Origin of the sequence: Paenibacillus sp. FSL R5-0473, from assembly GCF_038004565.1 — a bacterium.
GTDB classification, from domain to species: domain Bacteria; phylum Bacillota; class Bacilli; order Paenibacillales; family Paenibacillaceae; genus Paenibacillus; species Paenibacillus amylolyticus.
Map to the genome: position 1 here is coordinate 1,520,497 of NZ_JBBORL010000001.1, position 20,591 is coordinate 1,541,087.

Annotated in this window: 24 protein-coding genes and 1 riboswitch; of the genes, 20 read left to right on the top strand and 4 right to left on the bottom strand. The window is 45.5% G+C overall.

Annotated elements, in window-relative coordinates:
- From MKY28_RS06650 to MKY28_RS06715, 14 genes are all read left to right on the top strand, one after another.
- Entirely contained in the window at nt 1-1,668 is a 1,668-nt protein-coding gene (locus tag MKY28_RS06650; protein WP_340935371.1) for a spore germination protein, read from the top strand.
- Between the two features lie 103 nt (nt 1,669-1,771).
- Entirely contained in the window at nt 1,772-3,103 is a 1,332-nt protein-coding gene (gene lysA, locus MKY28_RS06655; RefSeq protein ID WP_017687645.1) for a diaminopimelate decarboxylase, read from the top strand.
- Nucleotides 3,104-3,351: 248 nt separating this feature from the next.
- Nucleotides 3,352-3,783 carry a peptidylprolyl isomerase gene (locus MKY28_RS06660; protein ID WP_017687646.1) on the top strand — a complete coding sequence of 144 codons (432 nt, stop codon included), beginning with the start codon at nt 3,352-3,354 and terminating at the stop codon, nt 3,781-3,783.
- Nucleotides 3,784-3,915: 132 nt separating this feature from the next.
- Nucleotides 3,916-5,205, top strand: coding sequence for a hypothetical protein (locus tag MKY28_RS06665; protein WP_340935372.1), 1,290 nt, complete (start codon nt 3,916-3,918; stop codon nt 5,203-5,205).
- Nucleotides 5,206-5,373: 168 nt separating this feature from the next.
- A riboswitch (FMN riboswitch) is annotated at nt 5,374-5,540 on the top strand.
- A gap of 322 nt (nt 5,541-5,862) precedes the next feature.
- Complete coding sequence (ribD, locus tag MKY28_RS06670) at nt 5,863-6,966, top strand: bifunctional diaminohydroxyphosphoribosylaminopyrimidine deaminase/5-amino-6-(5-phosphoribosylamino)uracil reductase RibD (protein ID WP_036607842.1); 1,104 nt, start codon at nt 5,863-5,865, stop codon at nt 6,964-6,966.
- 61 nt (nt 6,967-7,027) lie between these two features.
- Entirely contained in the window at nt 7,028-7,696 is a 669-nt protein-coding gene (gene ribE / locus MKY28_RS06675) for a riboflavin synthase (protein ID WP_036607839.1), read from the top strand.
- A 32-nt stretch (nt 7,697-7,728) separates the two neighbouring features.
- Nucleotides 7,729-8,961, top strand: a complete 1,233-nt coding sequence (locus MKY28_RS06680) for a bifunctional 3,4-dihydroxy-2-butanone-4-phosphate synthase/GTP cyclohydrolase II (protein ID WP_017687650.1) — start codon at nt 7,729-7,731, stop codon at nt 8,959-8,961.
- A gap of 103 nt (nt 8,962-9,064) precedes the next feature.
- Nucleotides 9,065-9,532 (top strand): 6,7-dimethyl-8-ribityllumazine synthase, encoded by a 468-nt coding sequence (gene ribH / locus MKY28_RS06685; RefSeq protein ID WP_017687651.1) that lies wholly within the window; start codon nt 9,065-9,067, stop codon nt 9,530-9,532.
- Nucleotides 9,533-9,636: 104 nt separating this feature from the next.
- Complete coding sequence (locus MKY28_RS06690; RefSeq protein WP_340935374.1) at nt 9,637-10,437, top strand: segregation and condensation protein A; 801 nt, start codon at nt 9,637-9,639, stop codon at nt 10,435-10,437.
- Nucleotides 10,406-11,062, top strand: a complete 657-nt coding sequence (gene scpB / locus MKY28_RS06695; RefSeq protein ID WP_340935375.1) for an SMC-Scp complex subunit ScpB — start codon at nt 10,406-10,408, stop codon at nt 11,060-11,062. The genes MKY28_RS06690 and scpB overlap by 32 nt, the downstream gene beginning before the upstream one ends.
- A gap of 188 nt (nt 11,063-11,250) precedes the next feature.
- Nucleotides 11,251-11,982, top strand: coding sequence for a DUF2953 domain-containing protein (locus MKY28_RS06700; RefSeq protein WP_036672305.1), 732 nt, complete (start codon nt 11,251-11,253; stop codon nt 11,980-11,982).
- Nucleotides 11,983-12,129: 147 nt separating this feature from the next.
- Nucleotides 12,130-12,612: a GerW family sporulation protein gene (gene ytfJ, locus MKY28_RS06705; RefSeq protein WP_036607830.1), complete on the top strand. Its 483-nt coding sequence runs from the start codon at nt 12,130-12,132 to the stop codon at nt 12,610-12,612.
- 162 nt (nt 12,613-12,774) lie between these two features.
- On the top strand, nt 12,775-13,200 hold the full coding sequence (locus MKY28_RS06710; protein ID WP_169482043.1) for a phage holin family protein: 426 nt from the start codon (nt 12,775-12,777) through the stop codon (nt 13,198-13,200).
- Nucleotides 13,197-13,964 carry a peptidoglycan recognition protein family protein gene (locus MKY28_RS06715; protein ID WP_340935378.1) on the top strand — a complete coding sequence of 256 codons (768 nt, stop codon included), beginning with the start codon at nt 13,197-13,199 and terminating at the stop codon, nt 13,962-13,964. Before MKY28_RS06710 ends, MKY28_RS06715 begins: the two co-directional genes overlap by 4 nt.
- 24 nt (nt 13,965-13,988) lie before the next feature.
- On the opposite strand, the gene MKY28_RS06720 is transcribed toward MKY28_RS06715, so the two are convergent.
- The 4 genes from MKY28_RS06720 to MKY28_RS06735 all read right to left on the bottom strand — a co-directional run bounded on the left by MKY28_RS06720 (nt 13,989) and on the right by MKY28_RS06735 (nt 15,962).
- Nucleotides 13,989-14,177 (bottom strand): hypothetical protein, encoded by a 189-nt coding sequence (locus MKY28_RS06720; protein ID WP_076328271.1) that lies wholly within the window; start codon nt 14,175-14,177, stop codon nt 13,989-13,991.
- Nucleotides 14,178-14,364: 187 nt separating this feature from the next.
- The gene (locus tag MKY28_RS06725; protein ID WP_076328272.1) at nt 14,365-14,592 is read right to left on the bottom strand and encodes a hypothetical protein; all 228 of its coding nucleotides are present in this window, start codon (nt 14,590-14,592) and stop codon (nt 14,365-14,367) included.
- Between the two features lie 175 nt (nt 14,593-14,767).
- Complete coding sequence (locus MKY28_RS06730) at nt 14,768-15,037, bottom strand: hypothetical protein (protein WP_036607821.1); 270 nt, start codon at nt 15,035-15,037, stop codon at nt 14,768-14,770.
- 184 nt (nt 15,038-15,221) lie between these two features.
- Nucleotides 15,222-15,962: a GT-D fold domain-containing protein gene (locus tag MKY28_RS06735; RefSeq protein WP_127550998.1), complete on the bottom strand. Its 741-nt coding sequence runs from the start codon at nt 15,960-15,962 to the stop codon at nt 15,222-15,224.
- A 190-nt stretch (nt 15,963-16,152) separates the two neighbouring features.
- Between MKY28_RS06735 and MKY28_RS06740 the strand changes: the two genes are divergently transcribed.
- The 6 genes from MKY28_RS06740 (at nt 16,153) to MKY28_RS06765 (ending at nt 20,540) form a co-directional block, all read left to right on the top strand.
- The gene (locus MKY28_RS06740; RefSeq protein WP_076328274.1) at nt 16,153-16,812 is read left to right on the top strand and encodes a glycosyltransferase family 2 protein; all 660 of its coding nucleotides are present in this window, start codon (nt 16,153-16,155) and stop codon (nt 16,810-16,812) included.
- On the top strand, nt 16,790-17,881 hold the full coding sequence (locus tag MKY28_RS06745; RefSeq protein ID WP_340030793.1) for a glycosyltransferase: 1,092 nt from the start codon (nt 16,790-16,792) through the stop codon (nt 17,879-17,881). The genes MKY28_RS06740 and MKY28_RS06745 overlap by 23 nt, the downstream gene beginning before the upstream one ends.
- Nucleotides 17,865-18,503, top strand: coding sequence for a hypothetical protein (locus MKY28_RS06750; protein ID WP_036672299.1), 639 nt, complete (start codon nt 17,865-17,867; stop codon nt 18,501-18,503). The genes MKY28_RS06745 and MKY28_RS06750 overlap by 17 nt, the downstream gene beginning before the upstream one ends.
- 254 nt (nt 18,504-18,757) lie before the next feature.
- Nucleotides 18,758-19,579, top strand: a complete 822-nt coding sequence (locus MKY28_RS06755; protein ID WP_036672297.1) for a hypothetical protein — start codon at nt 18,758-18,760, stop codon at nt 19,577-19,579.
- A 128-nt stretch (nt 19,580-19,707) separates the two neighbouring features.
- Entirely contained in the window at nt 19,708-20,187 is a 480-nt protein-coding gene (locus MKY28_RS06760) for a hypothetical protein (RefSeq protein ID WP_036607808.1), read from the top strand.
- Between the two features lie 20 nt (nt 20,188-20,207).
- A complete protein-coding gene (locus MKY28_RS06765; protein WP_197997652.1) occupies nt 20,208-20,540 on the top strand; it encodes a hypothetical protein in 333 nt (110 codons plus the stop codon).
- Nucleotides 20,541-20,591 lie beyond the last annotated feature (51 nt).

A 20,591-nucleotide genomic window follows, 5' to 3' on the forward strand; every position in this document is an offset into this window, starting at 1 on the left:
ATGGATGAACGAACGGAGCACACAGGCCAGGAAAATAGTGAAGGTATAACGGAAGAGATGTTACACAAGTCTGCTTATGAGATTCAGAAGGAAGAAGAGGAGAAAGCGTACAATAAGAAAAAACAAAATGAGATGTCCGACAGCATTGAGGAGTCCGTACAATATTGGCAGGAAAACGATGATATCTCCCCACGCATGAGTGAGAACAGATATACACTGGAACAGGTACTGGGGCTTGGAGAATCGTTCGATGTTAATATGAGGGAAATGGTCCTGGGTGGCAAGCACGTTGGATTGCTGATGATCACCGGTTTTGCGAAGGATGAGATATTGCTGGAAGTGTTAAAAAGATTGACCTATCTCACACCGGATGACGTGTCCGGACACGCGCTCAAATCCTATTTTGAATGTTACATTCCCCACATTCAGGTGGAAAAAGTCGACAAGATGAGTGCTGTCATCAACAAGGTCCTTACCGGTATGAGCGCAATGTTCGTTGAAGGAGATCGCTCGGTCTTAATTATGGATACCCGGAGTTACCCGGTTCGTTCACCAGAAGAACCTTCATTGGAAAGGGTGGTCCGCGGTTCCAGAGACGGCTTTACCGAAACGCTCTTGACCAACGTGACCTTAGTGCGTCGCAGAATACGCGACCCTGGACTGAAATTTGAGATCATGCAGGTGGGGCGGAGAACACAAACCGATGTCTGCGTGGTGTACATTGACGATATTGTGGATAAAGTGCAGGTGGATTCAGTCCGGGAAAAAATTCAACGAGTGGATATCGATGGTATTCCCGCCGCCGATAAACAGCTGGAAGAAGCGATTATCAACAAGGGATGGAATCCGTTCCCACTCGTTCGTTATTCGGAACGACCAGATGTTACAGCTTCTCATTTGCTGGAAGGACGAGTCGTCATTTTCGTAGACACTTCCCCCAGTGTGATGATTCTACCAACGACCTTTTTCGACCTATGTGAGCATGCGGAGGAGAACAGACAGACGGCCTTGATGGGAACATATTTACGATGGGTGCGTTTTGCAGGGATTCTCATCTCGTTGTTTTTGCTACCATTATGGCTTCTCATGGTTATTGACCCTTCGATTAAACCGATGGGACTTGACTTCATTGGTCCGCAGGAAAATGTAAAGCTGCCGTTAATTCTACAGTTTCTCCTGATCGAACTGGGCGTCGATTTATTACGGATGGCAGCGGTTCATACGCCTACACCTCTGGCATCGGCCATGGGCTTGATCGCGGCAATTCTAGTTGGGGATATCGCCGTCAAAACAGGATATTTTGTCAATGAAGTTGTACTCTATATGGCCATTGCAGCCATCGGTATGTTTGCTACGCCGAGTTACGAGCTGGGTCTCGCCAACAGGTTGGTCAGGCTGGTTCTGCTAGTCGCTGTTGCGATATTCAAGGTTCCGGGATTGGTCGTGGGCTGTACATTACTCATATTGGCGCTCACCGTTCACCGGTCGTACAATTCTTCGTATCTCTGGCCTTTTATACCGTTTAATGCAAAGGCCTTGGGCAACTTTTTATTCCGGCTTCCGCTGCTGGAAAATAAAAAACGTCCATCATTCAATAAAACCCGTGACAACACCAAAATGTCCGATGATCCGGACGGGGAACTGCAAAAAAGTAAAAAACACAAATGATCTTCCAAAAAATCCATTCATCTCGCTGCCTAATTTGATATACTGGTGTAAAATCATTGGAATATCAATTGTTCCAGTATATAAAAAGTGAGGAATGCAGATTATGTATTTACATGGTACAAGTAAAATAAATGCGCAAGGACATCTGGAGATTGGCGGAGTTGATGCAACAGATCTGAAAGAACAATTTGGAACTCCCCTGTACGTTGTGGACGAGCAATTGGTTCGCGAGCGTTGCAGAGAGTACATGGAAGCATTCCGTGCTTCCGGATTGGGCTTCCAGGTTGCTTACGCAAGTAAAGCATTCTGTGTAATGGCGATGTGTGCCCTTGCAGCTGAAGAAGGACTTTCCCTGGATGTTGTATCTGACGGTGAACTGTTTACTGCACTGCAAGCAGGATTCCCGGCTGAGCGCATTCACTTCCACGGTAACAACAAAACGCTGGAAGAGATCGAAATGGCTCTTGATGCAGAGATTGGATGCTTTGTTGTTGATAACTTCAATGAATTGCATCTGTTGCAGGCTGTAGCAGCGGACAAAAATCGTAAAGTAAACATTTTGCTTCGTGTGACGCCTGGTGTTGAGGCACATACGCATGAATATATTTCCACAGGTCAAACGGATTCCAAATTTGGATTCGATATCGGTAATGGTACAGCATTTGAAGCGATTGACTTGGCTTCCAAGCAGTCTAACCTGGTATTGCTCGGTGTGCATTCCCACATCGGTTCCCAGATCTTCGAAGTTGAAGGCTTCCAGATGGCGGTTCAACGTGTTGCTGAATTTGCAGCAAGTGTATATGAGCGTCTTAATGTTGCTTTCAAAGTGGTTAACCTTGGTGGTGGATTCGGAATCCGTTATATCGATGGAGATACGCCACTTGAAGTTGCGCAATACGTGAAGGCTATTACAGACGCCGTTAAAAATCATTTTGCTCAAATCGGCTATGCCGTACCTGAGATCTGGGTTGAACCAGGCCGTAGCATCGTGGGTGAAGCGGGAACAACGCTGTATACCGTCGGAACAAGCAAAGACATTCCAGGCGTGCGTAAATACGTTGCCGTTGATGGTGGTATGACCGATAACCCACGTCCTGCTTTGTATGAATCCAAGTATGAAGCTGTGCTTGCCAATCGTGCGAATGAGGCTGCTCAGGAAACAGTATCTGTTGCGGGTAAATGTTGCGAGAGTGGCGATATGTTGATCTGGGATCTGGACCTGCCAAAAGTGGAAAGCGGCGACCTGCTCGCTGTAGCTTGCACAGGTGCGTATAACTACTCCATGGCGAGCAACTACAACCGGATTCGTCGTCCAGCTGTTGTCTTTGTCAAAGACGGTCAAGGGGATGTCGTGGTACGCCGTGAGACGTATCAAGATATCATCCAGAATGACCTGGTACCTGCGCGCATTGGAAAGCAGCCAGTTACTCGCTAATTCGTCAAAAGATAATGCGATTCTGCATTATTCAAGATATAGGGATTTTGCAGTTGAAGCAGATGAAAAGGGAACTTCCTTTTTTGTCTGCTTTTTGCGTATTTGAGCTAAATCATGAAAAAAGTTGCCGTTTTTTTTGCGATCCAGACATTTTCGGTGTACACTAAGAAAAGTGCTGTAATGCTTGGCCCAGGGTCATGCGTTCTGGCACCATTAACGATGGTCAATACGAAAGGAGTCATTTACATATGGCGAAACAAGCGAAAATTAAATTGGCAAACGGCGGAGAAGTTCTGATCGATCTGTTCGATCAAGAAGCTCCAAACACAGTAGCAAACTTTGAGAAACTGGCTAACTCCGGTTTCTACAATGGTCTTACATTCCACCGCGTTATCCCGGGCTTTGTAGCTCAAGGCGGATGCCCTAACGGTAGCGGTGCAGGTGGCCCAGGTTACACAATCAACTGTGAAATTAACCCGAACAAACATGAGCGCGGAACACTTGCTATGGCACATGCTGGCCGTAACACAGGTGGAAGCCAGTTCTACATCTGCTACCAACCGCAACCACATTTGGATGGACAACATACTGTATTTGGTAAAGTAACTAAAGGTATGGAGTTCGTGGACGCTTTAGAAGGTAAAGACAAAATGGAAACTGTTGAAGTTGTAGAAGCTTAATACCTTCACCTTAACTGGGTCCAAACATGAAGTGCTTCTTTTATAGAAGCACTTTTTTTATTTTTTTTACATACTTGAAATCGATAATTAGAAAGGATGAATGAAACCTTGGATATGGTTACTCAGCTAAGCTTGTTAAAACAAATTTATAGTGAGCGCACGTTGTGGGATGAAGAACTGCAGGCATCGCGCCATGTCGTTCCGGATAGTCTATCGGTAAAGGATCGAGAAGCGCTTGAGGCAGCCGGGCATGAACCGAATCGATTTGTACGTCCGCAACATGATGAAACGATTGCTGAGCTGAAAAAAATTGCGAATCAATGGACGATCAATGATGCAGCGCAGGCCTTTGTATCCTCTTTGTGGTCAGCACCCATGATCTGGCGTTCGTTGCTTACGGGCAAGCTTATTGCGAGCAGTATGCCAAGCCATGAACATACGCCATATCCATCTTCGAACACTTGCAAGATCTGCGGATTAAGTGTAGATCAAGCAACCGACACAACGCTGCAATGGTATTGGCGGATGACCAATGGAACCCCGTTGGACGGTGATCCTTTTGGATATGTGTTGGCACTTCGAGAGCTGGCTGCCGCGCAGGAGCTTCCAATACCCAATGAGTACGACCGCTGGACATTCCGTGCGGTGTTAACGGTGCTGCGCGAATTACCTCCCAAAACACGTTACAGCAAGGCAGCAGTAGCGCTCAAGAAGGAACGTCTTTTGCCTACACAGAAGGAATATGCCTACCGTGATTTGCTTGAGACGTTAGCTCTGATTGGCATACTGGATACGCCGGAGCATCCTGGAATGATCACGGAATTTACCTCTTACATGCAGCGTGACGCACGCCCCAATGTGCGGGTGGAAGTGCAGGCCCCTCTGGCGTGGTGGGACTCATCTGTCGGAATTAATGAGAACAACCTGAACAAGATATTTCATGATTTTGATCTGAATAATATATCACTTGCGGATAAGCCTGATGAGAGTCCAGCTCTAAAGGACACGATCTTAGGGGCATTGGAGAAGAAGAGAAGTGTTCGTGGAAAAGTACCAAAGGCATCACCTGATGCAGGTACCGGGGAGGTACAGTCTGGAGATGTGTATGCTGTTCGGGTCCGGGAAGGTGTATGGGTGACTGTATACTGTCATGAAGTCAGAGACAAGCGCGTCATCGTTGAATATCTGGATGGTGTCTTTCCAGAGATGCCGGGTAAAGCAGATTTGCATGGGACGTTTCGACCGAGAGCGAATGGACGCTGGAAATGCTCGGCTATAGCGATCGATTCCACAAGTTGGGTCAGAAGGGTGGCAAGAGAGTTCCCGCTTCCGACTTCGCCCCTGCAAGAACCTGACCGCACTCCATTTCATAATGCCAAAGAATTAAAGCATATGGCTAGCTGGTGTTTTCCTGATATGTAGAATGTTGCGATGGGTGTGAAATGGGCCTCCAAGCAAAAACCGTGCCTCCTTGAGAGGAAGCGGTTTTTTGTTGTTTCTTAGCTTATTAAAAGTTAGTATGTGACAAAAAGGAACAAAAAACAATTGATTTTTTGGCATTAAAGTGCTAACATCCAAGTAATAACGAAAGCAATCCTTCAGGGCAGGGTGCAATTCCCTACCGGCGGTGATGCATCAAGTGTCTGGACATATGTCCAGCACTTGATGCAAAGTCCGTGACCTGTCTGCCATTGGCAGATGGCTGATCTGGTGTAATTCCAGAACCGACAGTATAGTCTGGATGGGAGAAGGAGAGGTGCAGACCTAACAGGTTTGCATTCAGCAGGAGTATTGCTGCACAGTCACGATTTGTGATGCTTGGACTGTGCAGGGAAGATCCGGTTACGCCGGACAGTTCCATACATATGCCGCACTATAAAAGCTCTTTACCTGTAATTGATGTTCATTAAGGTATGTGTCTATTTTCACTTGCCCGAAATGAAGTTTTGGGCAAAGTGTTGGCGTGCTGTATCCATTTCACTCCTGCTGGTGACAATTGTCTCTCATCATCCCCATCGAACTGATTGTTCGACGGGGATTTTTTAATAAACAAGACTTTAAACCGCGGGGTGAACGGATTTGGAAATGATCAATGATGAATTTTATATGGCACTGGCATTGGATATGGCGGAACGAGCACAGGGACAGACGGGGATCAATCCGGTCGTTGGATGTGTAGTTGTGAAAGAAGGTCGTATTGTAGGCCTGGGGAGCCATTTGAAACGTGGAACCGGTCATGCAGAGGTGCATGCACTTAACATGGCAGGCAGTGATGCAGAAGGAAGTACGGTATACGTTACACTTGAGCCTTGTAGTCATTATGGCAAGACGCCACCTTGTAGTGAACGCCTGATTCATGAAAAGGTGAAACGTGTTGTGGTATGTTGTGAAGATCCAAATCCGCAAGTATCCGGCAGGGGCATAAGCATGCTTCGTCAACAAGGCATTGAAGTTGAAGTTGGCGTACTGCGTGAGCGTGGAAGACGTATGAATGAAAAATTCATTAAGTTTATTACAACGGGTCTACCTTTCGTGACACTGAAGACGGCTACTACTTTGGATGGCAAAATTGCAACGCGCAGCGGAGACAGCAAGTGGATCTCTAACGAGCCCGCTCGTGAGATTGTGCATGCCCTTCGTCATCGGCACCAGGGAATTATGGTTGGCGTCGACACGGTAATCGCCGATAATCCGGAACTTACAACCCGTTTGCAAGTCGAAGGCATTAGTCCAGTGCGCATTGTAGTGGATTCCAAGTTACGTCTTCCCGTAGGTGCCAAAATGGTTAAGGATGGTCTTGCTCCAACATGGGTGCTGACAACAGACGAAGCCAGTCCTGAAGCTGCTGAACGTTTGGAAGCCTACGGCGTCGAAATTATACGCTGTGGTCCTGGACCACGTGTGGATCTGTTAAACGGACTTAGCAAGTTGGGTGAGCGTGACATTGGTTCAATTTTGCTTGAAGGTGGAGGTACCTTGAATGGAGCTATGCTGGAGGCACGGTTGGTTGATCGACTGCTCATGTTTATCGCTCCGAAGATTGTAGGCGGTTATGATACACCTGGAAGCTTCCGCTTCGAGGGTGTGGAACGTATGAATCAGGCGATTCAATTGAATCAGTTGGAGATCGAACAAGTTGGAGATAATATCAGCATTGGCGGTATTCCGGTGTGGCCTGAATAAATAAATGGATTTGAAAGTAGAAAGTTAGGTTCTTTATAACTTGAAAAAGGGAGGCGGCAGCATGTTTACCGGTTTGGTGGAAGAAGTCGGTCAGATCCGGCGTATTGGTCGGAAAGGCGAAGCGATGGTCCTGAATATCGGAGCTTCCGCCATCATGGACGATCTGAAGATTGGTGATAGTGTAGCAGTGAACGGCGTGTGCTTAACTGCGACAACGCTCGAAGGTGGAGGTTTTACCGCCGATGTAATGCCTGAAACCTATCGCCATACCAATCTCAGTCAGCTGCAATCTGGCAGTAAAGTTAATCTGGAGCGGGCCATGCAATCAGGCGGTCGTTTTGGCGGCCATATCGTTCAGGGCCATGTTGATGGTACTGGAGTGATCGGCAGTATAACACGTGATCAGAATGCAATTGTGTTTGAGATCAAGCCTGATGATCACCAGTTATTCAAATATCTGATCCCCAAAGGATCGGTTACACTGGATGGCATTAGCTTGACCGTTGTCCATACATCGGATACCGCATTCACGGTTTCCATTATCCCGCATACCATTGGTGAAACTGTACTAAATGTGAAAAAGACAGGGGATACCATTAATATCGAATGCGATATTTTGGGCAAATATGTGGATCATCTGCTCCAGTATGGGAGAGGACATCGGGAGACGGGTGCTGGCAAGCCGCGCAGTATCAGTGAAGATTTTCTCTCCAATCACGGATTTGCATAAATAGAGAACAGAAATTAACTGGAGGTGGACCAATGTCAGAACAATCCATTCTGGACACAATAGAAGAAGCCATATATGATCTCATGCGTGGTAAACCCGTCATTGTTGTGGATGATGAAGATCGGGAGAATGAAGGCGATTTTATCGCTTTGGCCGAAAAGGCGACGCCTGAAGTCATTAATTTCATGATTACTGAAGGTAGAGGTCTGGTCTGTGTTCCGATTACACAACAACGTGCGGACGAACTTAACCTGAAACCGATGGTTCAACAAAATACGGATTTCCATGGAACAGCCTTCACCGTCTCTGTGGATCACAAAGATACAACAACAGGTATCTCGGCACATGAACGCTCTATTACCGTGAAAGGTCTAATCGATCCTGAGGCAAAAGCCGGGGACTTCCGTAAGCCTGGTCACATGTTCCCGCTGATTGCAAAAGACGGCGGTGTACTTCGTCGTGCCGGACATACGGAAGCGGCTGTAGATCTCGCTATCATGTGTGGTTCCTACCCTGCTGGCGTTATTTGTGAAGTGATTAAGGAAGATGGCACGATGGCCAGACTTCCGGATCTGCAGGAGATTGCCCGCAAGCATGATCTGAAGCTGATCAGTATTCAGGACATGATTCGTTACCGTAACGAAAAAGAGCAGCTGGTTCAACGTGAAGTGGCTGTGCGTATGCCGACGGACTTTGGTGAGTTTCAAGCGGTGGCTTATACAAACGCTGTGGACAACAAGGAACATGTGGCTCTGGTTAAAGGTGAAATAGATGGTTCTAAACCCGTACTGGTACGTGTACACTCTGAATGTTTGACAGGCGATGTGTTCCATTCGCACCGTTGTGACTGTGGTCCGCAGTTTGATGCGGCACTCAAACAGATCCATGAGGAAGGCAATGGCGTACTGCTATATATGAGACAGGAAGGTCGGGGCATTGGGCTGATCAACAAACTCAAAGCCTACAAGCTGCAAGAAGAAGGTCTGGATACGGTGGATGCAAACCTGAAGCTGGGCTTTGCTGCCGACTTGCGTGATTACGGGATTGGTGCCCAAATTCTGAAAGACCTTGGAGTTCGTCAGATCAGACTGCTAACTAACAACCCTCGTAAAATTAAGGGTCTTGAAGGATATGGACTTGAAGTTGTAGAGCGTGTTGCGATCCAGATGGAAGAGAACGAGGACAATACGGTGTATCTTCATACCAAGCAAGCCAAGCTGGGGCATATGCTCAAGTTCGATGATATCGAGCAGAACGAAGAGTAAATGTGTTTTAGATGAACACACTTTCACCATGTAATTTATGGAAGTGATTACTTAGGAATTTACGTTACTTACATTATATTATACCGTTAGGGAGATGACTTGAATGCCACAATTTTTTGAAGGACATTTAGTATCAGAAGGATCCAGATATGGAGTTGTCGTTGGACGTTTCAACGAATTCATCACCAGTAAATTGCTTAGCGCAGCGCTCGATGCATTCAAACGTCACGGCGTGCAGGATGATGAAGTGGATGTAGCCTGGGTTCCAGGTGCGTTCGAAATCCCTTTGATTGCGCAGAAAATGGCGGAGAGCGGCAAATATGATGCGGTGATTACCCTGGGAACCGTTATTCGTGGATCAACTACGCATTACGATTATGTGTGCAACGAGATGGCTAAAGGGGTAGCAGCAATTAACCTGAAAACTGGCGTGCCTACGATCTTTGGACTGGTTACAACAGAAAATATTGAACAAGCGATTGAACGTGCCGGAACCAAGGCGGGTAACAAAGGTTGGGATGCAGCTACGGCGGCAATTGAGATGGCAAACTTGACGAAACAGCTAAAATAGTGCTTATTTAATAGTAGTGCCCTGCTTTGCGCAGACGAACACGGGAAACCGGATTCGGACGGCTTAGCAGGGTTTTGTATTTTTCTGGCGGGAGGATTCGTCTAGTGACGGTAGTTACATACAAACTGGAGACTTTTGAAGGGCCTTTGGATCTGCTGCTTCATCTGATTGATAAGGCTGAAATTCATATCCAGGATATTCCCATCAGCGATATTACCGATCAATACATGGCGTATCTGCATTCGATGCAGGAACTGGAACTGGATATTACGAGTGAATTTCTGGTCATGGCAGCAACATTGCTGGCGATCAAGAGCAAACTTTTATTGCCCAAACCACCGGTCATTGAGGACTTCGAGGATTATGATTTTATGGAAGAAGAAGATTATGATCCACGTGCAGAGCTGATTGCACGTCTGATAGAATATCGCAAATACAAGGGAATTGCGCGTCATCTTCATGAACGGGAGTGGGAACGCAGCCTTATATTTTCCAAAGAGCCCGAGGATCTGCGCCCCTATATGCCCTTAGAAGCACAATCGAACCCGGTTGAGGGTTTACACACCTCTGACCTGATTGCAGCCTTTCAGAAGGCGCTACGTAAGGCTGAGAAGCGTACAACCGTAACCCGGATCAAACGGGATGAAATATCGGTTAAGGACCGGATACGGGATGTCATCGGCGCTTTGGAAAGTATGGGGCCTGGAGGCAGGCTGTTATTCTCCAAGTTGATGGATGAACATATCTATCGCCATGAGATTGTTGTCACTTTTCTGGCGGTGCTGGAACTGATGAAGATGAAGCAGATTGTCTGTTATCAGGAACGGATGTTTGAGGATATCGTTATGGAGTGGAGAGGGGAAACAAAGAATCATGGATTTTCCGAAATTGAAATCGATTATTGAAGGCCTGCTGTTTTTGTCCGGAGAAGAGGGTCTGAGTATCAAACAAATCGCCGAGATCGTTGACCAGCGAGTGGAGCTTGTAACGGATGCGATTGAGGAGATGATTCATGAATTTTCACAGCAGGGACGAGGTGTACAGATTCTCAAGATCGCGGGTGTAGTTCAGTTGGGCACCTTGCCTGAGCATGCTGTGTATTTTGAGAAACTGGCGTACTCTCCCGCACGCACGTCCTTATCCCAAGCGGCTCTGGAGACACTGGCTATTGTAGCGTACCGGCAGCCCATTACACGGGTAGAGATTGAGGAAATCCGCGGTGTAAAATCGGAGCGGGCCATCCATACGCTTGTGAATAAGGATCTAATTATTGAAGTGGGACGAGCCGAGGCGATCGGACGACCAATTCTGTACGGAACGACCAAGTCATTCCTGGATTATTTCGGATTGGCAACAATTAAAGACCTTCCGGAACCAGGCTTGTTCGAAGATTCCGAAAACCTGGAGGAAGAGACACAACTATTATTCAACAAACTGGATTTGCAACAACTGGAACCGGAAAGTGCTGATCCGGTGGATGATCTAAGTCAATTTGACAACGAAGACGATAATACGGACTCTTCACTCTAATTTGCAAGCTCATACTAACCGACACCCATCAGTGGAGTCGGTTTTTTTGTGCATTATTTTAGATAAATGGTGTGTAAAACATTTTCCAAACAAATATGAAATGGGATTTTTAGGTCAGACGTGAATTTTTTCCTATTCAGAGTGCCATACTAGACGAGAAAAGAATTGAGGGCTTGGAGGTAAGGCCTGTGTGGATTTGGCTTGGAGGAATCGGTTTGTTGTTCGCATTGCTGATTGCCGCAGTCCTCATCTCAAATGTTCATGTACATTTTACATTCAGTAAACATAAAAGTGATGATTACGCCAATATTAATGTTCGTCTTCTCTATGGAATTGTGCGGATTAACTATGAGATCCCGAGTATTGTTTTTCGCAATATGAAGGAAGGTTTTCTGGTCAAGACCGAACAATCCATGAATCATTCGAGAGGCGAGGCCCAGGGAAGCGAGCGGGTCAACAAACGCAAAGTCAAAAAGTGGGCTAAAGATGTGAAAATTATGCTTAGGGCAACGGACGCGCTCAAGCTGTGGCTGAAGCAAACACTTACACGCGTACATATGACCCAACTGTCCTGGGCTACCCACATCGGCGTTGGTGATGCAGCATATACAGCGGTGCTGACGGGCTGGGTGTGGAGTATCAAGTCCATTATTATTGGTTTTCTCACCTATCAGATCCGCTTTGATGAAACACCTGTGCTTCAGGTTATGCCGGTATGGTCTGATGAAATGGAATTTAGAACGGAGCTCGATTTCAGAGTGAAAATTCGGATTACAGCCGTCCTGATCGCTGGAGTTACACTACTCACCCGTGTGCTTCAAGTCGAAGGCGGATGGCGGATGTGGTTCAAGCTTCTTCAGGAACAGCGCCGCAGGCATAAGGAGAAGCAAAAGAAGAAACTTAGTGGGACAACAGTATAAAAACCCATCATAGTCGGTCTGTTTTTGGGAATGTAAGGTTGGGATTTGGTGAGTGTATTTAAAATGCTTATTACATAAGTCCCTTCAAGTTTGGGGATGATATGGTTAGATCAAACCTAGCTTACATTGAAACTGGAGGGAATTCAAATGTCAGATCATCCAATTCAAGGCTTAATGGAAACCGCAATGGAAAATATCAAGGCCATGGTGGATGTCAATACAATTGTTGGCGATGCAGTCGAAACACCAGATGGTACCGTGATTTTGCCAATCAGTAAGGTGGGATTCGGATTTGCTGCCGGTGGTAGTGATTTTCACGTTAATGGAGAAAGTAGTGGCAAAAGTGGTGCTACGGGTACCTCTGCTGAACATGCGAGTTCAGCTAAAGTGGCTTCTCCGTTTGGTGGCGGTAGTGGCGGCGGTGTGTCCATACGTCCTATTGCGTTCCTGGTGGTAGGTAAACAGGGGGTACACATTGTACCACTCGATAACTCCACACATCTGTTTGAGAAACTCATTGACTCCACCCCTTATGTTTTGGACCGAATTCAAGGCATGTTCCAACGGAATACAACACCAACGAATACAACAGGTGTACCAGTTACACCAGATCCATCAACGTATAGCTGAATCATTTCGTCATGATCCCTCCCGCATCCAAGCGTGAGGGATTTTTTGCTGTTTGTTTAGCGGATGGTGAGTGTTTTTTCGGAGGTTTCCGTATTGCATGAGACTTATGTCTATGATCCGCCTAACCTAGACATGAAATAGGTTATTGAAGGGGGAACGTTAATGCACAGAGACACCGTTTTTATGGTTTTGTTTGGCTGGCTGCTATCGGCAGTCGTGTATTTGGTAGGAGGAATTGATCACCTGTTTATTGCCGTGACCATCTTTGTGGGGCTGGATTACATCACAGGGGTGCTGTCTGCATGGTATAGGAAGGAGTTATCCAGCAGAGTTGGATGGTGGGGGCTTGCTCGTAAGTCATTGACATTTGTTTTTGTCATTATTGCACATCAACTGGATATGGTTGCAGGCAATTCCAATGATTTTATGCGAGATGCAATGTTAATGTTTATCATTGGTACCGAAGGAATCAGTATATTGGAGAACCTGGGGAAACTGGGCCTGCCTGTACCGAAGTTTATCACTTCAGCACTCTTTAAGCTTCGAGGGAATGAAGATCAAGTTGAAGATAAGGAGAAGATGTCATGATACAGATCTCCAAGGATTACATACCTGTGAATAAATACAGTCGGGCCGGACTTAAATTAAAAGCGAAACGTGGAATTGTAATGCATTATACGGCTTCTCCCGGAGCGCCCGCGAAGAACATTAGCAAATACTTTGCAAGTCTGGCACAGCAGGATTCCAATAAAGCAGTGAAAGGTCGTTATGCAAGCGCACACTTCTCGGTAGATCGCACTTCGATATATAACAGTCTCCCGGATGATGAACTAGCCTATCACTGTGGGAGTGCAACATACACGAAGGAAGCTATAGCCAAACTTGGGACATATCCTAACAATAGTACAGTGGGCATTGAGATGTGCATTGAAAAGGATGGCAGTATTCATGAAGATACATTTAATAACGTTGTAGACCTCGCGGTATACCTAATCAGGGAACGGGGCTTTCCACCCGTCTTCTTCACACATAAAGAAGTGGTTGGATGGAAGGAATGCCCGCTGCCATGGATTAAACAACCAGGTGAATATGAAAGATTTAAGCAAGCAGTACATATAAAATTAAACCCACTACAAGAAGTAGCAGTCGCGGAGGATGATGATATGAATACAGTTCTGGATTATGCACAATGGGCCTGGAATGAACTTGATCAGTACATTGGAGATGCCTACAACGACAAGGTGATTGAAGATTGGGCATGGGTAGAGAAGGTACGCAAGAAGAAGTTAACCTATGGAGAGTTGCTGTTACTGAAGGTTTTAATTGATGAGCGCAGACGTAAAAAGTCCTGACCCAAAGTACATCTCAGATAGAGGTTATGCCTGTCTGCTGGTTAACCAGGAGTTAAAGTGTGCTGGATCTTTCAAAAAATAAAAATGTTGTATGATCACGATATGGTCAGGATACTCAAGTTCATATTGGGTCTGAATCGAGTTTTCATCGACGACTCCAATAACAGCGAGTTGATTTGTTTCGGTTACATGTGTTGGTGTGGGTGAGCTCATACAACCATCCTTTCGTTTATTAAGTCAGAGTCAACAGGGGCGATGGAGATGTCCATAGTCCCTAGATGACCTATACGAGGCAGGATGGGGAAGGTTAAGCTGATCCGGTTCAAAAAGGGTTCAAAATTCATAAATATAAAAAAGCAGAACCCCACGTCGAATGTGATGTGGGGTTCTGGTTATGTAACTACTCTTTTGAGAACGTGTCCAGGGCCTCATCTGTAAGATGGAGTTCTGCGAAAGCCCTACATATCTTTTGGAAAGATCTAATGGTATTTGTCTCATACAACATCTCAATGGGATCAAAACCTAACATGACAAGCGAATCCACAAGTTCTGTCTGATCTACTTCTGTATGGTGGAGTGCTTCAAGCATGGTTTCAATAACAGTTAAAAATAAAATGGCTTTATTCACTGTCTCGATTGGTGTCCCCTCCTTCGTAATACTACTAGAATAAGCGGAGGAGGACAGAAAATAACGAGAAATTCCAATTTCTCAGTGATGAATCTATTCAATCTAAAAGTGTGGAGAGAATAACTGGTTGTTGTAAATTAAAATCTGATGATAAGCTCTCCCTTTGTATGTAAGATTAAGCTTTTTCGTTTACTTCGTGGAGAATGGAATCAATTAATTCATCATCAATCAGAGTGCTTGCTTTTTCGAGCGCCAATAGAATACCTTGCGGTTGTTCAAAAAAGACTGTAGAGAGAATAGGGGCAACCTCATCTAAATTAATCTTCTCAGCTTTGACCATACTGATCAAGGCAACAACGATCTCATGTCCCTCTACGTTACCTTCCATAAATCTTGTTCGTAAATGAGTTGCTACTATTTCGGTCTTTGACTGCGAGTACGCCATTACATTTCCCTCCAACGGTTTGAATATCTTAGCAGAGCTCCTCTTCATGCAAGTTTAAACCAGGTTAGATTAGGAGTTATCTTAACAATAATAAGGCAGATAGTTTAAATTATCAACAGCTACTAAGTCAATAAAATCGGATTTGGAATCATAGTTTTATCCAGCAAAAAAGACCCGGAGAGGGTCATTTTTTGGGTCTGCCTTCCCAATAATCAGGAAATCCGTTGTAATCCCATGCGTTCAGATTTTCGCTGTCGGCTTGAATGGCAACATCTGCTCCGGAACCAAAGTCAACACCTACGGTTTGCAGTTCTTTGGCTTTAATAACCAGTACCTTGCCGGGTGCACCTGCACACACCAGAGCAAGCTTCCACGGTGTCTGTTGGTAGATATGTTCCATTTGTTTGGATGCTGTGCTCACATGAGACCACGAGGGGCAGTCCACCGTTCCCACGATGCTTGTCCACCCGTATCTCCGCTCCAGAACTTCTCGATATTGCTCGGCCTTGGCTCCGCAGATCAGAATAGGCATGGTCTTGAATGTTTCGTAGAATAACTTGAATCGGGCGATGTAATTATTCTCAAAAGCATAGAAGGTCTCTCTGGGCTCAACTTTGTAATATGCAAGGCACATATCGAATAACGGCTTGAAATACCAGTGATCTGTCTGGGTCAGATGTCCGACGTAATCCGCTTTTCGCAGGCAGTGTACGATAATTTCCCTCGCACTTGCATTGGGTAAGGTTATCCCGCAATAGGTAGGGTCGTTCAACCAGCCGTAATGAGACTTAATGAAATCCATAGTCAGAACGGTATCGTGGGCCAGAATGGTGTTGGAAGCATCCCCAAATCGTACAGAAGCATGGGCTTCTCCATCAGAGGCCATTTGGAACCAGTTGTGGATTAATTCTACACTCCCCAGCATGCTTGTCACCTTCTTTCCATGTGTGAATAATGGTTTTTTTGGTATACATATTCATCAACTCCTTCTGTACTAGAATAGGAAAAATGCTTCGTTCTCTCTCTTCTTTTGAGGAATCACTCCTTTTTTGTTCCACGTGCGAAGGTTATTGAGGAACAGTCTAGACTATGTAAAAAGGGAGAGGGGATGGACTGTGAAAAACGTATTTATAGGTAGTCCTGTACGTAACCGGGCTTGGATTATGGAACGGCACTTGCAATCACTTGAGCAACAAGCAGTGCAGAAGCATTATATGTACATCCTGAATGATAGTGAAGATCAGACGGAGCATATCCTTGATTGTCATCAGATTCCTTATCTGACTCATAATCTGGGGAGAACATATGGTCATATACGTGGACAATATTCCTATCACCACCTGGCGTTGTTGAGGAATATGCTTCTGGATGAGTTTCTGAAATCGGACTGTGATTATCTGTTCTCAATTGATACGGATATCATCATTCCTGAGGGTAGCCTACGGCAGTTAATGGATAATGACAAAGATATATGCGCAATGCTTATACGGAATCACCCAAAATTGAAGGCTCATAATGCCATGAGCGGCGGAAAACATATACCTGAATTCAAAGCGGGTTTGTTCCAGGTAGAACTGACAGGTGCCGTATATTTGATTAAGCGTGAAGTGATCGAAGCAGGGGTTCGATATGGTTCCCATCCAACAGGTGAAGATGCACCATTTTGTGAGCAAGCTAGAAGATTGGGGTTTGAACTGTTTGTAGATACTCGGTTGCGTCCCGTTCATGCCTATGCGGAAGGGGTGGAGTTGATTGCTCAATTGGCTGCTTCGTAGAAAACAACGAGAAAATCCGGTTTTTGAAAGTATAGAAATGACCATTGTCTACCCGCCCGCACTTGACTGGAACCTCTTGTTCCAACGTCCTCAGCAATTGATGACCGCCTTCTCTAATATTCCAGGTATACGGGCTATCTTTATCAATGAAGAAACGTACAGAAAGCAGACCCGACCGATTGAAAAGTTAAATGAGGATCTGTTCCTTGTGCAGAAAGGTGTGAACTACGATCACCTGGTCAAAGGAAAGAAGGTACTCTGGTTCTCGAATCCAGGTCAGTACAATTATTCGGATGGACGGAAGTTTGATTTTACCGTATTTGATTACCTGGATAATTCGGCTGATGAGTTTGCTGTGTGGAAATCCTACATCCCGAAATGTTTTGACCGTGCAGATCTTATTGCCACGACTGCCAAGGTGATGTATGAGGCACATAAACATGACGGAAAACCAATCTTTATGTGCCCTAACGGGGCAGATTACCAACATTTTGAGAAAGCGCGGGTTATTCTGCCCAAACCGGCGGACTTCCCCGATGTTCATGAAGGGCAAAAGATTGTGGGTTTCCACGGTGCAATGGCATCGTGGGTGGATTATTCGCTGATTACCGCTATTGCAGATAAAGGTTATCATGTTGTTTTGATTGGAAACAATGCCCTCTATCAAAAAAATATTGTGCATCCCAATGTGACTTGTCTTCCGCACAAAGATTATAAGGTGCTTCCCGCCTACATTGCTCAATTCGATGTCTGTATCGTGCCATTCAAGCTGACAGAGATGATCCGTGGCTGCGATCCAATCAAGTATTACGAATATTTGTCAGCGGGCAAACCTGTGTTGACAACGCGTATGGAGGAAATTGTTCATAAGTACAGCGATGTAACTTACTTTATGAATCAGCATAATTGTGGATTGATGTTGGAGAAAGCGATTCGTGAGAATAGTGCTTCCAAAATTGCGGCAAGAGTAAGGGTGGCTAAGTCTAATAGCTGGGATGGCAGGGCAATGGATGCCGTGAAGATGATTAATCAGGTCATAGGAGGTATGAGAAATGAGAAAGATATTTAAACGAATGTTTGGTAGCCAACCGACTACACCGACAATTGAGCTTGAAGAAATAGAGATTGACGCGACGGAGTTCAATGTTACGACATATACCCCAAACACGGATACAACGATTGTATATCTGCCTGCGATCGATTTCCATAGTGAACGATTCGGGCGTCGACCACAACGGCTGTTAAAAGCACTCGCGGAAGTAGGCTACAATGTAATATATATCAACTCCAGTGATGAGTTCTATCAGGTTGATGCCTTGGAGTATCCATATCCGGAGATTCCAAACTTTGTTGTAGCCCGTGTGGGCCAGAATGTCCGTACGCTGTTTCAGGGTGATCGCGTGATCTACTGGGTGAACGATAGCCGGCTGGCAAGTTCTGTCGAGACAGCATATCCTGATCTAGTCGTATTTGATTCGTTGACTGATCCGGATCAGTACGAGAAGCACAAACACAAGATGGAAGCTGTTGCTGACGTTGTCTTCATTACACCCGAGAGAATCTATGAGCATGGCAAATATTGCTCACATGTTCATCTGGTTACTGCCGATGAATTTGAGATCAAGGAACGTGCAGAACAGGTAGCGCAAATTATAGATGCTTTGCCAAACAGAATGGCCCCTCTAATGTAGGGGTCTTTTCTTTGATCGTATATAGGCCTTTCCTTTTGCAAAGATGACGGGGCTAATCGTGCTTCAATATATTTCGTTTACATTATCGTTAGGGATTGAAGATAGCGTTCTACACTATAAAAAGCAGAGACGGCAAACAGCCAGACGGGTTAAACGAAATGGATCTCCCGATCATTAAGTCATTTAACCTGATCCCGGCTTAAGCAAGTCTCCGTAGCTAAAAATACATACTATCCTAAGGAGTGGACTGTTCAATGGCTAAAAAAATGATTATCAAAGGTGTAGGTACGTTTATGGCTAAACGCCTTCCAAAAGATCCGATGGGCGAAATTGAGGTAGTTACCCTGGGTACCCTGCAAGATCTGAAAATTGACCTTAACGTGGAGCTTGAGGATATCTTTGGTGGTGACGGTCTGTTCGCCATTGATGTACTGGTGAAGTCCAAATCGATTGAAGTGTCGGCAACAGACGCCAAATTCGATCTGGATGCAATCCAGCTGATGATGGGTTCAACGGTACAAGAGCAAGTGAAGTCTTATGTATGGGTGCTGAATGAGCAGTCTACAGTGGCTGCAGGCGTTTCCAATTCTGGATTTGCGGAAGCCAAACCGAAGCATGCGAGTGATATCTATGGAAGTAACGGTGACATTACGGTTCGTCTCAAAGATTCCAACACGTTGCTGAAACAACTCACTACTAAAGGAACAGCCGTGGAACCCAATGCGTTCTTCTACGACGAAGCGAACGGTGTAGTCATCCTGAATGCGTTCCATATCGGTAAAGAGATTGTGTTGAACTACAAGCGAGATCAAATTGTAGACATGGTTGATCTGTTGGTTGACGAAGTACCATTCCCGATCTCTGTCATTCATCACGGGACGTTCCAGCAAAAAGATGGTTCGTATGCAGGGGTTGAAACCGAGTTGTACATGTGCCGTGCAAAAGGAACATTCAGCATCAATGCCCAGCGCGCTGCCGCTTCTGCATCTGCAATCTCTTTGCAGATTCTTGACCCTGAACGTGCTGATGGAAAAATCGGCAGTATCAAACGCTTCAGCGCACCAAGCAAGATCTAATATCTAAATAAGGTTGATTGCTCCTGGCAAGGTATCAAACGGCATCTGTGTCCTCCCCTTCACAGAGCCTTGCCTTGCCAGGTTTTTTATTATATGGGGGAGAATGTCCTGGGGAGGTCTTTAAATTCATGGAAACAGAACAAGAAAAATCCGAGCGTGAGCTTGCGGAAAAGCTGAATGAGGAAGCGGCGAAACGAATCAAAGATGATCCGGAAAACAAACGGGTGACTCCGGAGGAAGTGGAAGCTGCTGAGCGTGCATTCTTTGAAGATGATGAGATTATTACGCTGCGGGATCGACGGAAATATCGTATTCCGCCATGTAACCTGAAGGATGCCCGCCGTCTGATGAAGTTGCTGAAAACGGTGAATATCGATGCCATTATTCTTAACTTCATTCCGACTGAGAATGATGAACTGGATGAAAAGCGGCAGCAGGATTTATTTGATGTATTGGCAATGGCATTCAAAAACTATCCACATATCGTGACCAAAGATGAGCATGGTGAGTATATCATCAATCGAGAATATCTGGATGAGTACCTTGATCTGAACACAGCTCGCAAAGTCATTGATATGCTCATTGGACTCAATGGTTTAAAAAAGTAGAACGCACCGAGGGGGAGTCTTTGGAGGGAACCGAAATCCGTGATACGGAAACACAGGAACCCGTTCACTGGGGAGAAATCTTCTTCACCCTCCATAAACACTGTGGGCTGAACAAGTGGGAGATTTGGGAGTACACACTCCCTCAGGTTGCGGAGCTGTGCAAGTCAGCGGAGAAATATATTCAATTTGAGGTTGAACTTATGACAGCACCTCTTCGCATGTTCGGTGGCGGTGAGGGCGAGGAAGTTGAAGAAGATGGGACCGTCAGACGTAAAAGAACCTTCAATGACGAGGATTACACGGAGATATCAGAAGATGATATCGGTATGCTTGCACAAGCGCTCGGAGGATAAGAGAGAGACATCCCGTTTTGCCTAAATGAAGGTAGAACGGGATTTATGCAT